This is a genomic window from Amycolatopsis dongchuanensis (assembly GCF_039542405.1).
GTDB lineage: Bacteria > Actinomycetota > Actinomycetes > Mycobacteriales > Pseudonocardiaceae > Amycolatopsis_E > Amycolatopsis_E sacchari.
In genome coordinates, this window is record NZ_BAABIB010000118.1 from 1 (window position 1) to 13,174 (window position 13,174).

Sequence of the window (13,174 nt, forward strand, 5' to 3'; positions counted from 1 at the left end):
TCACCCTCGGAGCCGCCATCACCTGCTACAAGAAACTCACCAAGTGAGACAAGCTCTTATGGGATCGAACGGAACGTGGCTGCGCTAGTCCGGCTTCCTGCGGGGCAGAGGAAGAAGGCAACGCAGCCGACGGAGGCCGAGCTGGAAAAGGTGTTCGCCGCGATGATCGAGGACAAGCGGGCGGCGCTGTGGTTGACCATGCTCGCGCTCGGCGAGCGGCGCGGTGAAGCGCTTGCGATGCGCTGGTCACTGACCGATCTGGAAGCTGGCTCGACGAAGCTCCGGAAGCAGATCCGTCGGATACGAGGTGCTGTTGACCCAGAGACCGGCCGGCGCCGCGGCCGGCTCGTCGAGAAGGATCTGAAGACCGACGCGTCGAAGGCCACACTGGGCTTGCCGGCCGCGCTCGTCGAGGTGCTTCGACGGCACAAACGCGAGCAGGCCGTCGAGCGCATGGCGGCGAAAGTGTGGGCCGATCCGGACCTGATCTTCACGACGTCAGTCGGCACAGCACTGGAGCCAAGGAATGTGAACCGCGATTGGGACGCTGTCTGTGCTCGTGCCGGGGTGAAGATCCGCCTTCACGATCTACGGCACGCCGCGGCGTCCCTCGCGTTCGCGGCCGGCGCGGATCTCAAGGAAGTTCAGGCCATGTTGCGGCATACCCGGATGTCGACGACGAGCGACATCTACGTCGAGGTGCTCGACTCGGTGCGTCGAGGCACCACGGACCGGATGGACGCTGTCCTACGGAGGATCAGCGGCGATGAGCTACATGCCACGCTACAGATGAACAGTGATGATCTTGGAAACCGTCTTGAGATGAAAGAAACCGCCTGCTCAGAGGCGGTTTCTCGACTGCGCGCCCGAAGGGATTCGAACCCCTAACCTTCTGATCCGTAGTCAGATGCTCTATCCGTTGAGCTACGGGCGCTTGTTCAGTTATTAACTTAGCATCCGGCGAACCGGCGCTGAGCGGAGGCTCCGGGATTTGAACCCGGGAGGGGGGGTTACCCCCAACCGCATTAGCAGTGCGGCGCCATAGACCAGACTAGGCGAAGCCTCCCGGATCAACGACCACTGCCTGGATAGAGTACACATCCCCCGAAGCCGGGGAAACAGCACCCCCTCGCCCGCCCAACAACCGCCCTGAGCAGCGAAAACAGGTGAGCGAGCGCAAGAACTGCTGTAACTTGCACCACAGCCGCCCCAGCACCCCCGTCACCGCTGCAGCAAGCGTCGCAGCCAGCGGGAACGGCCGCCCAGCCCCTCGGCCTCGAACACCGCCACGCCGACCCTCGGCAGCTCACGCACGCCCGGGTAGACCAGGAACCGCGGCACCCAGTTCGGCTGGAACTTCGCGTTGAACCGGTACAGCGTCTCGATCTGGATCCACTTCGAGGCCCAGCCCAGCACCTTCGCCGAGACGCGCGCCACCGGGCCCGCACCGATCCGGCGCCCCTCCTCCAGCAGCTTCCGGAACGCCGCGAAGTTCAGCGAGACATATCTCACCCCCTGCTCGGGCGCCCTCAGCAGCAGCTCGGAGATCATCAGCTCGTTCACACCGTTGTCGGCGCTGCGGTCGCGGCGCATGACGTCCAGCGACAGCCCCTGCGTCCCCCACGGCACGAACTGCAGCAGCCCCCGCACCCGGCCCCCCTGCTCGGCCGTCACGACCACCGAACCCGGATCCCCCATGCGCCCCAGCGCCATCGAGAACCCGCGCTCGGTGTCGCTGCCCCGCCAGTTCGCCGCGAGCGACTCCAGCTCCCGCAGCTCCTCGGCGCTCAGCTCCTCCGTCCGGCGCACCCGCACCTCGTACCCGGCCCGCTTCGTCCGCGACACCGCCTGCCGCACCCCGCGCATGACGCGGCCCTCCAGCGTGAACGTCGCAGCGTCGACGACCGCCTCGTCACCGATCTCCAGCACGTCCAGGTCGTAGCGCGCCCAGACCGTCGCCCCCAGCTCGGAACAGCCCATCGCCGCGGGCACCCAGCCGTGCCGCCGGCACACCTCCAGGAACTCCTCGATCGCCCCCGGCCAGGCTTCGCTGTCCCCCAGCGGATCGGCCGACGCGACCGCCGCACCGGCGATCACGCGGTACGTCACCGCCGCCTTCCCCGTCTTCGAGAAGACCACGAACTTGTCGTCGCGCAGCGCGAAGTAGCCCAGCGAGTCCCGCTCGCCGTGCTGGTCGAGCAGCTCCTTCAGCCGCGCCTTCTCCGCCTCCGACGTGTGCGGCGCCGGCTCCGCCGAGCGCAGCAGGAAATAGGCCGCGACCAGCACCGCGCCGAGCCCGAACAACAACCCCACCGACGTGGTGAGGTCGTCCATCCACGTGACGCGGAACACCGCCGGGCCGCTCACGCCGATCAACGCCAGCGCCGCGTCGGCGAGCCTGCCCTGCCAGTCCAGCGGCTCCACGAACGCCCGCGGGGCGAACGACAGCAGCGCGAAGTTGATCAGCAACCCGGCCAGCGCCAGCTGCAGGAACACCCGCACCGCCCGCCACCGCCCGGTCACCGGATCGGGCAGCGCGATGAAGTGCCGCCGGTTCGCCAGCAACGCCACCGCCAGCGCGACCGACACCAGCCCCGCACCGAACACGTGGCGCAACCCCAGGTGCGACAACGCCAGCAGCACGCTCGCCGCGAGCGCCAGCTGCCACGCCCGGCGCTTGCGCCGCCGCAGACCCGACGCGAGCAGGATCAACAGCACACCGGTGACCAGCACGACCGCGGCCGCGGCCGTCGTCGCGTCCTGCGGCAACTCCAGCCACTCGGCGACGTGCCCGCGCAACCCCCTGCGCCCGGCGGGCAGCACCACCGACAGCACCGCGACCAGCCCGACGAGCCGCGTCGTCGACGTGATCGCGGCGACCGACGCGGCCCCGGTCAGGCGCCACAGCGCCGGCGACACGTGTCGTTCGCCCGCCAACGGCCTCCCCACCAACCCGCTCCCCTCCTGCTGCCTACCCCCTGGCCAGCTCCACGAACGGCCCCAACGCGTCCGGGTTGGCCAGCGCGTCGCGGCTCACCGCTCTGTCGAGTGGCATCCCGGCCAGGATCCGCTTGACCGGGACCTCACACTTCTTACCGTTGAGCGTCCTCGGCACCGCGGCCACCTCGATGAACCGGTCCGGCACGTGCCTCGGCGACAACTCCGCCCGCAGCGCCTTCCGCAGCGCGGGCTCGACGTCGGCGAGCACCGCGCCCTCCGCCAACACCACGAAACACAGCAGCTCACCGTTGGTATTCCCGACGCTGGTGGTGTCGATCACGAGGGAGTCGGCGATCTCGTCGAAGCCCTCGACGACGCGGTAGAACTCGGCCGTGCCCATCCGCACCCCGCCGCGGTTGAGCGTCGAGTCGCTGCGGCCGTAGATCACGGCGGACCCGCGCTCGGTGATCCGGATCCAGTCCCCGTGCCGCCACGCGCCCGGGTAGTAGTCGAAGTACGCGTCACGCAGCCGCGAGCCGTCCGGGTCGTTCCAGAAGTACACCGGCATCGACGGCATCGGCTGCGTCACCACGAGCTCGCCGACCTCCTCGACGACCTCGTTCCCGTCGTCGTCGTACGCGGCCACGGCGGCACCGAGCGCACGGCACGACAGCTCGCCCAGCCACACCGGCACGTCCGGCGCCGCGCACACGAAGGCCGCGCACAGGTCGGTACCGCCCGACACGGAGCAGATCTGGATGCTCGCGCCGACCTTCTCGGCGATCCACCGGAAGCCCTCGACGCTCAGCGGCGCACCCGTCGACCCGATGGCGCGCAACGACGACAGGTCGTACTCCGCGCCCGGTTCCAGCCGCGCCTTGAGGCAGCTCTGCACGAACGGCGCCGACGTGCCGAAGTACGTGATCCGCTCCCGCTCCGCGAGGCGCCACAGCGCACCGAGGTCCGGGTGGCCGGGGCTGCCGTCGAACAACACGATCGTCGTGCCCACCAGCAGCCCGCCGATGAGGAAATTCCACATCATCCAGCCGGTCGTGGTGAACCAGAAGAACCGGTCGCCGGGGCCGAGATCGCTCTGCACGGCCAGCGCCTTGAGGTGTTCGAGGACGATGCCGCCGTGCCCGTGCACGATGCCCTTGGGCAGGCCGGTGGTGCCGGAGGAGTAGAGGACCCACAGCGGGTGGTCGAACGGGACGGCCTCGAACTCCAGCTCCGCCCCGGCGTGCTCGCGCAGCTGCTCGTCCCAGTCGAGCGCGCCGTCGAGCTCGCCGCTGCCCGCGTAGCCGATGAGGACGGTCGCGGAGAGGGACGGGATTTCCCGGCGCAGCTGCTCCACCGTCGGCCGCACGTCGAACGACCGTCCGTTGTAGACATAGCCGTTGACGGCGATGAGCACCTTGGGCTCGATCTGGGCGAAGCGTTCCGTGACCGCGCGGACGCCGAAGTCGGGCGAGCAGGACGACCAGACCGCGCCGAGGCTCGCCGTGGCGAGGAACGCCACGAGCGTCTGCGGGCAGTTCGGCGCGAGCGCGACCACCCGGTCGCCCCTGCCGACGCCGAGCGCGACGAGCGCGGCCCGCGCCGCGGCGACCTGGCTCCGCAGCTCTCCGTAGGTCAGCCGCGCGCCGGCGCCGTCCTCCCGGGAGAAGATCACGGCGAGCTCGTCGTCCGCCTTCGTCGCGCCGGCCACGCCGGGCGTCAGCGCGTGCTCGGCGTAGTTCAGCGTGCCGCCGGGGAACCACGTGGCGCCCGGCATGTCCGCGCCGTCGAGCACCGACCTCGGCCGGTCGTGCCACCGCAGCGCCAGGAACTCCGCGAGGCCGCCCCAGAAACCGGCCAGGTCGGAGACCGAGTACCGCCACAGCTCGTCGTAGTCCGCCACCCGCACGCCTCGCTGGCTCGCCAGCCACTCGCGGAAGGCCTGGATCCTGCTGCCCGCGACCTGGTCAGGAGCGGGGCGCCACAGCACTTCGGGGATGTCAGCGTCGTTGGTCACACGCCGACTTTACGTCAGCGGAGGTGCGCGTCGAACCAGTTCAGCGTGCGCTGCCACGCCTCGACGGCGGCCTTCGGATCGGCGTCGAACCGGTGGTTCGCGCCGGGGTAGCGCACGACGTCGGTGACCACACCGGACGCGGCCGCGGCGTCCCGCAGCTGCTCCACCTCGGCCGCGGCGGGCTCGTCGCCCGCGTCGCCGAAGATCCCCAGCCACGGGCTGCTCAGCTTGCGCGCGCTCGCGACGAGGTCGCTGCCGCCCTGCCCGCCGACGCTGACGGCCGCGCCCAGCTTCCGGTTGGCGGCGACGACGAGCGCCGCGGTGCCGCCGAGGTCGAACCCGACGACGCCGATGAGGTCGGCCTGCACCCCGTGGTCGACGAGCCAGGCCAGCGCGATGTCGGTGGCGGCGAGGATGTCCTCCTGCTCCGGGTCGCCCTTCAGGTGCGGCGCGACGGCCAGCCAGCCCTCGGTCGCGAGACTGCCGATCAGCAGGCGCACACCCGCGGTGATGCCCTCGGCCTCGTGCAGTACGACCAGCCCGCCCCGCACGGCGTTCTCCGGCTCGGCGTAGGTCAGCTCGATCGCGCGACCGTCGTCACGCTCGTAGTGCTCGGTGTGCGTCTGCGTCATCTCCCTACTCAACCACCTGAGAGTGAACAGAAGTCAACATGAACTTGGTCGGAACTCACGGGTTACGGTGACAGCAGCCGCTTTTCGCCCAGAAGGAGCATCGCAATGCCCGTCCAGCCCCGCGCCGATCTCGTTTCCCTCCCCGACTACGTCGCGGGCCGGACCGTGCCGGGAGCGATCAAGCTGTCCAGCAACGAGGTGCCCGACGGGCCGCTGCCGAGCGTGGCGCGGGCGATCGCCGAGGCCGCCACGGGCCTCAACCGCTACCCGGACCCGAGCATCGGCAAGCTCGCCGCGCGGCTGGCGGCGAAGGTCGGCCTCCCCGTCGAGCGGGTCGCCGTGGGCTGTGGCTCGGTTTCCCTGTGCCACCAGCTGATGCACGCGATGTGCGCGCCGGGCGACGAGGTCGTCTACGCCTGGCGGTCGTTCGAGACGTACCCCATCGCCAGCCAGATCGCGCTCGCCGAGCAGGTGAAGGTGCCGCTGGACGCCAACCACACGCACGACCTCGACGCGATGGCCGCCGCCGTCACGCCGCGGACGAAGGTCGTCATCGTCTGCAACCCCAACAACCCCACGGGCACCGCGAACCGGCGCGCGGAGCTGGACCGCTTCCTCGACCGCGTCCCGTCGGACGTGCTCGTCGTGCTCGACGAGGCGTACCGCGAGTTCGTCACGGACCCCGAGGTGCCGGACGGGCTGGACTACGTGCGGGCGCGGGACAACGTCGCCGTGCTGCGCACCTTCTCGAAGGCGTACGGGCTCGCCGGGCTGCGTGTCGGCTACTTCGTCGGGCCGGAGCAGATCGCCGCCGCGATGCGGAAGGTGTACGTGCCCTTCAGCGTCAACTCGCTCGCGCAGATCGCCGCGATGGCGTCGCTCGACGCGGAGCCGGAGCTGCTGGCCCGGTGCGGGACGATCGTCGCCGAACGCGAGCGCGTGCGGGCCGCACTCCTCGACGCGGGCTACGAAGTGCCTGACACGCAAGCGAACTTCGTGTGGCTGCCGCTCGGCGACGCCGCGCTGGACTTCTCCGAGCACACGCTCGCGAACAAGGTCGTGGTGCGGGCGTTCGCCGGTGACGGCGTGCGCGTGACCATCGGCCGCCCCGAGGAGAACGACCTGTTCCTGCACGCCGCCCGCAGCTACCGCAGGACCAGCTGAACGATCGCGGCGAGTCCGACCACGACGATCACGGCCCGCAGCACGGCGGGCGGCAGGCGCCTGCCGATCTTGGCGCCGAGCTGCCCGCCGAGCGTGGAGCCGACCGCGAGCAGCGCCACCACCGGCCAGCTGATGGGCGCGACGAACGCGTAGATGGCCCCCGCCACCACGTTCACGACGGCGGCGAGCACGTTCTTGATGCCGTTGAGCCGTTGCAGCGGATCGGTGAGCAGCATGCCCATGATGCCCATCAGCATCACGCCCTGCGCGGCGGTGAAGTACCCGCCGTACACGCCGACGAGGAAGATCAGGAACAGCAGCAGCGGTGTGGTCTGCGGCACCTCGCCCGAGCCGCGCTCGCGCCGCTTCGCGACCCACGTCGACACCTTCGGCTGCACGATCACCAGCACCACCGCGAGCCCGACGAGCACGGGCACGACGGTCTCGAAAGCGTTGGGCGGCAAGGACAACAACAGCACCGTGCCGCAGCACGCGCCGAGGAACGACGGCACCGCGTACCGCACGATCCGCCACTTCTGGCCGGCCAGCTCGTGCCGGTACCCCACCGCGGCGCTGATCGTGCCCGGCGCGAGCCCGATCGCGTTCGACGTCGTCGCCGTCACCGGCGGGTAGCCCAGCGCCACCAGCACCGGGAACGTCACGAGCGTCCCGGACCCCACCACCGCGTTGATCGCACCCGCCCACACCCCGGCGAGCAGCACCAGGACCCCGTGCCACCAGGTCATCGGGCGAACACGCAGAACTCGTTGCCCTCCGGGTCGGCGAGCACGTCCCACTCGATGTCCTCGTCCCGCGCCCTGACCAGCGTCGCACCGGCGGCGAGCAGCTCCTCCGCCGAGCCCCACACGTCCAGGTGCATCCGGTTCTTCACGGTTTTACGCTCGGGCACGGGGTTGATCCAGATGAGCGGGCCGCGGCCCGCGGGGTCCTCGATGGGCACCGGCGACGCGGGGTCGCCGTCCGGGTCGTGCCGCCGGTAACCGAGGGCCGCGCACCACCAGTCCGCGAGCGCCTGGTGATCGTTCGCGTCGAGGCACAGATCCTTGAACTCAGCCGCCATACCCCCATCGAACAGCACGTTTTGCCCTGCTCGCACCGGGGTACCACCGGGCCATGCAGACGACGACGTTACGACAGCTGGTGACCACCACAGGTCCGTTCACGTCCGTCTACTTCGAGGACTCCCACGACACCGAGGACGCGGCGAAGCAGCTCGAACTCCGGTGGCGGGAGCTACGCGACCAGCTGGCCGCCCAGCACGCCCCCGACGAGTCGCTCGACGCGCTCGAAGCCGCCGTGCGCGACAGCTCGCGCCCCGTCGGCCGCAGCGGGCGCGGGCTCGTCGCCGCCGGGAACGCCGTCGTGGTCGACGAGCAGCTCGACGAGCCGCCCGCCGCGCCCGTCACGCGCGTGTCGGACCTGCCGTACGTCCTCCCGCTGACCCGTTACGCCAAGCCGGGGCTGAAATACGTCGTCGCGACCGTCGACCAGGTCAACGCGACCGTGCGCGCGTACGACGAGCACGGCGGCGAAATCGCCGCTGACGACGTCACCGGCCGCGAACACCCCGTGCACCACGTCCGCGGCGGCGGGACCGCGCAGTACCCGATGCGCCAGCACACCGAAGAGACCATCCGGCGCAACGTCGCCGACGTCGCCGAGGACGTCACCAGGCTGGCCGACCGCATCGGCGCCGAGCTGGTCGTGATCGCCGGCGAGATCCAGGGGCGGCGCGCGGTGTGCGAGGCACTGCCGAAGCGGCTGCGGGAGATCACGCAGGAAGTCACGCACTCCGACGTCGCGAGCGAAGTCGTGCTGACCGCGAAGCAGCGCCGCCTCGACGAGGTGCTGGAACGCTTCCACAACGCCCTCAACAGCGAGAGCGGCCTGGCGGTCGACGGGCTCGAAGCCGTGACGGCCGCGCTGGTCGAGGGCAACGTCGAGACGCTGCTGATCAGCGACCCCCAGGACGCCACCGTGTACGTCGGCGACTCGCCCACCCACATCGCCGTCGCGGAGGCCGAACTGCGCACGATGGGCGCGCGGGAGGTGCGGCAGCGGCGGGCCGACGAGGCGGTCCCGGTGGCCGCCATCGCGGTCGGCGCGGACCTCGTCTACGTTGACAGCGCACTGACGGAAGGCTTCGGCGCGATCCTCCGCCACAACTGATGATCATCAGCGGGCGGAAGTCCCCCGTTCGAGGCATCATGGTGCGCAGCGACATCCGAACTACGGCGAGGTGAAAGTGGCAGACTGGGAACCCCCGCGCCTGCACGCGAACAACGACATCGAGCTGTGGCTCGCTGCCGACCTGGTGCACCTGCCGATCGTGCGGTCCGTGGTGGCGACCATCGCCACCCGCGCCGACTTCGACCTCGACGCCATCGCCGACCTGCGGCTGGCCGTGGACGAGGCGTGCTCGACGTTGATCACGCGGGCGGTCCCCGGCAGCACCATGCGCTGCCGGTTCACCGTGTCCGGTGACGAACTGCGGTTCACCGGGACGGTGCACTCCGACAGCGACAGCTCCCCCAGCACGAAGTCGTTCGGCTGGCGCGTGCTGACGACGCTGACGGACTCCGTCGACAGCCGCGTCACGGCGAACGGGCAGCAAGGGCACCAGGTGGACATCGAGCTCGCCAAGCGGCGGGTCGTGGTCGACCCCTCAGGGGCGGGCGCGTGACCGGCTCCCGAGCCGAGCCAGCGAAGCCCACTTCTTCGAACGAATACGAGCACCTCGCTCCGCTGTTCGAGGAACTCGCGGCGCTGGACAAGGACGACCCCCGGCGGGCCGCGCTGCGGGACGAACTGGTGACCGGGCACCTGCCGCTGGCCGAGCACATCGCGCAACGCTTCTCCGGGCGCGGCGTGGCGAAGGAGGACCTGGTCCAGGTCGCCACGGTCGGGCTGATCAACGCCGTCGACCGGTTCGACGCGAGCCGCGGCTCGGACTTCCTGTCCTTCGCGGTGCCGACGGTGATGGGCGAGGTCCGCAGGCACTTCCGCGACACGGGCTGGCTCGTGCGGGTCCCGAGGCGGCTGAAGGAACTGCACCTGTCGATCTCCGCCGCGAACACCGAGCTCACGCAGTCGCTGGGCCGCGCCCCGACGCCGAGCGAGATCGCCACGCACCTGGGCATCAGCCAGGACGAGGTGTTCGAGGGCCTGGAGGCGGGCAACGCCTACCACTCGATGTCGCTGGACGAGGTGCTCTCGGGCGACACGGAGAACCTCGCGCTCGGCGACACGCTGGGTGAGGAGGACGCCGCGCTCGAGGGCGTCGAAAACCACGAGGCGCTGCTGCCGCTGATCCAGGAACTGCCGGAGCGGGAACGCAAGATCCTCGGGCTCCGGTTCGTGCACAACATGACGCAGACCCAGATCGCGGAACGCATCGGCGTGTCCCAGATGCACGTCTCCCGGCTGCTGGCCAGGACGCTGGAACGGCTGCGCGACGGGCTCACCGAGCAGGACGAGGACTCCGTCTCGCGCTGAGGTGACAACGGTTTCCAGCCGGCCCGGCAGGGGTACACCGCCGATCATGGAGACCGAGGTCGGCTGGCGTGAGCCCATGCTCGCGACGCTGACCCAGCGCCGCTTTTCCAGCGAGGACTGGCTGTTCGAGCGCAAGCTCGACGGCGTGCGCGTGCTCTGTTCGCGCGACGGCGGCCGTCCGACGCTGTGGTCGCGCAACGGCCACGTGCTGAACGACTCCTACCCGGAGCTGGTGGAAGCGCTGACCACGCACGGGGGTCCACGCTTCGTCGCCGACGGGGAGATCGTCGCCTTCGACGGCCCGCAGACCAGTTTCGCGAAGCTGCAGCCCCGCATCCACCTCACCGATCCCGCGCGCATCGCGGAAACCGGTGTGCAGGTCTACTGCTACCTGTTCGACCTCCTCGTGCTGGACCACGCCGACGTCACCGGGCTGCCGCTGCGCAAGCGGAAACAGTTGCTGCGCAACGCTTTCGGCTGGGTCGACCCGCTGCGTTACAGCAACCACCGCAACGCCGACGGCGAGCGGTACTTCGACTACGCGTGCTCCCACGGCTGGGAGGGTCTCGTCGCCAAGCGTGCCGACTCCCCCTACCGCGGCGGGCGCGGCTCGGACTGGCTCAAGTTCAAATGCGTGAAGGACCAGGAGTTCGTGGTCGGCGGGTTCACCAAACCGGGCGGTTCCCGCAGCGGTTTCGGTGCCCTGCTCGTCGGCTACTACGACTCCGGGAAGCTGCGGTACGCGGGCAAGGTCGGCACCGGCTACACCGAGACGACGCTGCGGGACCTGGCGGGCACGCTCGGCGAGCTGCGCCGGGACACCTCGCCGTTCGACGAGGTCGTGCCCGAGCGCGGGCCGCGCTGGGTGGAGCCGAAGCTGGTGGTGCAGGTGCGGTTCTCCGAGTGGACGGCCGACGGGAAGCTGCGCCATCCTCGGTTCACCGGGCTGCGCGACGACAAGCCGCCGACGTCGGTCATCCGGGAGGGCTGAGCCATGGCACGGGCGATCTGGAGCGGTGCGATCAACTTCGGGCTGGTGACGGTGCCGGTCGAGCTGTACAGCGCGACCGAGGACCACACCGTGCACTTCCGGCAGTTCGAGCGCGGCACGTCCGACCGGATCCGGTACCGCCGCGTCAACGAGCGCACCGGCAAGGAGGTCGACTTCGGCGACATCGTGAAGGGCTACGACCTCGGCGACGGCGAGTACGTGCTGGTCGAGCAGGAGGAGCTGGACGAGATCGCGCCGGGCCGCTCGCGCTCGATCGACATCGAGGCGTTCGTGGACCTCGACGACATCGACCCGATCTTCTTCCAGAAGAGCTACTGGCTGGCGCCGTCTAAGGAGGAGTTCGGCCGTGCGTACGGGCTGCTGCTGCAGGCGATGGACCGGACGAACAAGGCGGGGATAGCCCGGTTCGTCATGCGCGGCAAGGAACAGATCGCCGCGATCCGCGCGGGCGCGGACGGGGTGCTGATCCTGGACACCCTGCTGTTCGCCGAGGACCTGCGGGATCCGGCGAAGGAGCTGCGGAAGCTGCCGTCGAAGACGGAGGCGCGGGGCCGGGAGCTGGACATGGCGGTCAGCCTCATCGACTCGATGACGGAGGACTGGCAGCCCGAGGACTACCACGACACGTACACCGAGCGCGTGCACAAGCTCATCGACGACAAGAAGGCGGGCCGCAAGGTGTCGGTCGAGGCGCCGCCCGCCGAGCCGACGAAGGTCGTCGATTTGTTCGAGGCCCTGTCGCGGAGTGTCGAAAGCCGCAAGGGCGGGGGCGGCAGGAAGAAGTCCTCGTCGGGCTCGTCGTCGCGCAAGCAGAAGGCCCCGGACCTGTCGGGGCTGAGCAAGACCGAGCTGGACAAGATGGCGCGCGAGCTGGACGTCAAGGGCCGGTCGAAGATGTCGCGGTCGGAGCTGGAGAAGGCGGTCGGCGAGGCTCAGAGCTCGCGCAAACGGGCTTCCTGAATACGATCACGAGGTGCGCCGGTCCACGCGATTCACGAGGTTCCGGGTCGCGCTGCGCACGGCGGTCGGCTTCGCGGTGCTGGGCGTCGGTTCGAGTGTGTGCGGCGCGGCGGCGGTGGCGTTGCTGCTCGTCCTGCAGGGGCTGCCTGCGGACATGGGGTCGCACAACCTGATGTTCGTGCTGGTCGCCGCCGCGTACGTGGCGCTGGCCGTGGTCGTGGGTTCACTGTGGACGGCGCTCCTGCACCGGCGTACCGCGGTCTGGTTCGCCGAAGGCCGCCGTCCGACGCCGGAGGAGGCGGACAGGGCGCTGCGGCTGCCGGTGCACATGGCGCAGGTCAGCGGCACGCTCTGGCTCGGTGGGACGGTGTTGCTGGGCTCGTTGACGGCCTTGCTGGCGACGTGGCTGTACGCGTACGGCGTGACGCTCACGATCGGGCTGGGCGGCCTGCTCACGGTCGGGTTGATGTACCTCGCGGCGGAGTGGGTGGCGCGCCCGATCCTGACGGTCGCGCTGGAGGTGACGCCGCCGGAGCGGGCGGCGTCGGTCACGGTGTTGTCGAGGCTGGTGCTGACGTGGGGCGTGTCGAGCGGTGTGCCGCTGCTCGGGGTACTGGTCGTGACCTCGCCGCCGGATCTGGGCCACGCCAACGACCGGGCGACGCTGCTCATGCTGGCGATCGTCGGGTTGCTGTCGGGGGCGGTGGGCACGGGGTTGCTGGCGAGGGCGGTGGCGGCACCGTTGCGGCGGTTGCGGGTGGCGCTGGAGCAGGTGACGCGGGGGCGGCGGGACGTCGAGGTGCAGGTCGACGACGCCAGTGAGATCGGGCAGCTGCAGGTGTCGGTGAACAGCATGGTCGCCGGGTTGCGGGTGTCGCGCGTCAGACTTTGTGGCTCAGGGGTTATGTAGGTTCCTGAGCAGGAGGTATGACGATG

Annotated in this window: 13 protein-coding genes and 2 tRNA genes; 8 read left to right on the forward strand and 7 right to left on the reverse strand. The window is 70.2% G+C overall.

All coding sequences use genetic code 11. The features are described 5' to 3' along the window. Positions 1 to 75: 75 nt before the first annotated feature. Complete coding sequence (locus ABFX51_RS30150; protein WP_346055690.1) at positions 76 to 888, forward strand: site-specific integrase; 813 nt, start codon at positions 76 to 78, stop codon at positions 886 to 888. On the opposite strand, the gene ABFX51_RS30155 is transcribed toward ABFX51_RS30150, so the two are convergent. From ABFX51_RS30155 to ABFX51_RS30175, 5 genes are all read right to left on the reverse strand, one after another. Beyond that, positions 862 to 934 (reverse strand) — tRNA-Arg (locus ABFX51_RS30155). The genes ABFX51_RS30150 and ABFX51_RS30155 overlap by 27 nt on opposite strands. 42 nt (positions 935 to 976) lie before the next feature. Then, a tRNA-Ser gene (locus tag ABFX51_RS30160) sits at positions 977 to 1,066 on the reverse strand. 155 nt (positions 1,067 to 1,221) lie between these two features. Then, a complete protein-coding gene (locus tag ABFX51_RS30165) occupies positions 1,222 to 2,937 on the reverse strand; it encodes a phosphatidylglycerol lysyltransferase domain-containing protein (protein ID WP_346055691.1) in 1,716 nt (571 codons plus the stop codon). 34 nt (positions 2,938 to 2,971) lie between these two features. After that, entirely contained in the window at positions 2,972 to 4,954 is a 1,983-nt protein-coding gene (locus tag ABFX51_RS30170) for an acetoacetate--CoA ligase (RefSeq protein WP_091509173.1), read from the reverse strand. Between the two features lie 14 nt (positions 4,955 to 4,968). Further along, the gene (locus tag ABFX51_RS30175; RefSeq protein ID WP_091509175.1) at positions 4,969 to 5,586 is read right to left on the reverse strand and encodes a dienelactone hydrolase family protein; all 618 of its coding nucleotides are present in this window, start codon (positions 5,584 to 5,586) and stop codon (positions 4,969 to 4,971) included. 105 nt (positions 5,587 to 5,691) lie between these two features. On the opposite strand from ABFX51_RS30175, the gene hisC reads away from it, so the two are divergent. Further along, positions 5,692 to 6,750: a histidinol-phosphate transaminase gene (gene hisC / locus ABFX51_RS30180; protein WP_091509177.1), complete on the forward strand. Its 1,059-nt coding sequence runs from the start codon at positions 5,692 to 5,694 to the stop codon at positions 6,748 to 6,750. Here the strand turns inward: hisC and ABFX51_RS30185 are convergent. Continuing rightward, positions 6,732 to 7,496, reverse strand: coding sequence for a sulfite exporter TauE/SafE family protein (locus tag ABFX51_RS30185; protein ID WP_091509180.1), 765 nt, complete (start codon positions 7,494 to 7,496; stop codon positions 6,732 to 6,734). The two genes, hisC and ABFX51_RS30185, sit on opposite strands and share 19 nt — an antisense overlap. After that, entirely contained in the window at positions 7,493 to 7,831 is a 339-nt protein-coding gene (locus ABFX51_RS30190) for a VOC family protein (protein ID WP_091509183.1), read from the reverse strand. The genes ABFX51_RS30185 and ABFX51_RS30190 overlap by 4 nt, the downstream gene beginning before the upstream one ends. Before the next feature lie 53 nt (positions 7,832 to 7,884). Between ABFX51_RS30190 and ABFX51_RS30195 the strand changes: the two genes are divergently transcribed. The 6 genes from ABFX51_RS30195 (at position 7,885) to ABFX51_RS30220 (ending at position 13,148) form a co-directional block, all read left to right on the forward strand. Continuing rightward, the gene (locus tag ABFX51_RS30195) at positions 7,885 to 8,940 is read left to right on the forward strand and encodes an Rv2629 family ribosome hibernation factor (protein ID WP_091509184.1); all 1,056 of its coding nucleotides are present in this window, start codon (positions 7,885 to 7,887) and stop codon (positions 8,938 to 8,940) included. A 76-nt stretch (positions 8,941 to 9,016) separates the two neighbouring features. Further along, positions 9,017 to 9,454, forward strand: coding sequence for an ATP-binding protein (locus ABFX51_RS30200; RefSeq protein ID WP_091509187.1), 438 nt, complete (start codon positions 9,017 to 9,019; stop codon positions 9,452 to 9,454). Beyond that, the gene (locus ABFX51_RS30205; RefSeq protein ID WP_346055692.1) at positions 9,451 to 10,266 is read left to right on the forward strand and encodes a SigB/SigF/SigG family RNA polymerase sigma factor; all 816 of its coding nucleotides are present in this window, start codon (positions 9,451 to 9,453) and stop codon (positions 10,264 to 10,266) included. Before ABFX51_RS30200 ends, ABFX51_RS30205 begins: the two co-directional genes overlap by 4 nt. 46 nt (positions 10,267 to 10,312) lie before the next feature. Further along, positions 10,313 to 11,257, forward strand: coding sequence for a non-homologous end-joining DNA ligase (gene ligD / locus ABFX51_RS30210; RefSeq protein ID WP_245783125.1), 945 nt, complete (start codon positions 10,313 to 10,315; stop codon positions 11,255 to 11,257). Positions 11,258 to 11,260: 3 nt separating this feature from the next. Beyond that, positions 11,261 to 12,238, forward strand: coding sequence for a non-homologous end joining protein Ku (gene ku / locus ABFX51_RS30215; protein WP_346055693.1), 978 nt, complete (start codon positions 11,261 to 11,263; stop codon positions 12,236 to 12,238). A 13-nt stretch (positions 12,239 to 12,251) separates the two neighbouring features. Beyond that, positions 12,252 to 13,148 (forward strand): HAMP domain-containing protein, encoded by an 897-nt coding sequence (locus ABFX51_RS30220; protein WP_428832513.1) that lies wholly within the window; start codon positions 12,252 to 12,254, stop codon positions 13,146 to 13,148. Positions 13,149 to 13,174: the final 26 nt, after the last annotated feature.

Excerpts from the sequence above, each read along its gene's own strand:
- ABFX51_RS30175 (WP_091509175.1), bottom strand. The coding sequence starts at position 5,586 with ATGACGCAGACGCACACCGAGCACTACGAGCGTGACGACGGTCGCGCG.
- hisC (WP_091509177.1), top strand. The coding sequence starts at position 5,692 with ATGCCCGTCCAGCCCCGCGCCGATCTCGTTTCCCTCCCCGACTACGTC.
- ABFX51_RS30185 (WP_091509180.1), bottom strand. The coding sequence starts at position 7,496 with ATGACCTGGTGGCACGGGGTCCTGGTGCTGCTCGCCGGGGTGTGGGCG.
- ABFX51_RS30190 (WP_091509183.1), bottom strand. The coding sequence starts at position 7,831 with ATGGCGGCTGAGTTCAAGGATCTGTGCCTCGACGCGAACGATCACCAG.
- ABFX51_RS30195 (WP_091509184.1), top strand. The coding sequence starts at position 7,885 with ATGCAGACGACGACGTTACGACAGCTGGTGACCACCACAGGTCCGTTC.
- ligD (WP_245783125.1), top strand. The coding sequence starts at position 10,313 with ATGGAGACCGAGGTCGGCTGGCGTGAGCCCATGCTCGCGACGCTGACC.
- ku (WP_346055693.1), top strand. The coding sequence starts at position 11,261 with ATGGCACGGGCGATCTGGAGCGGTGCGATCAACTTCGGGCTGGTGACG.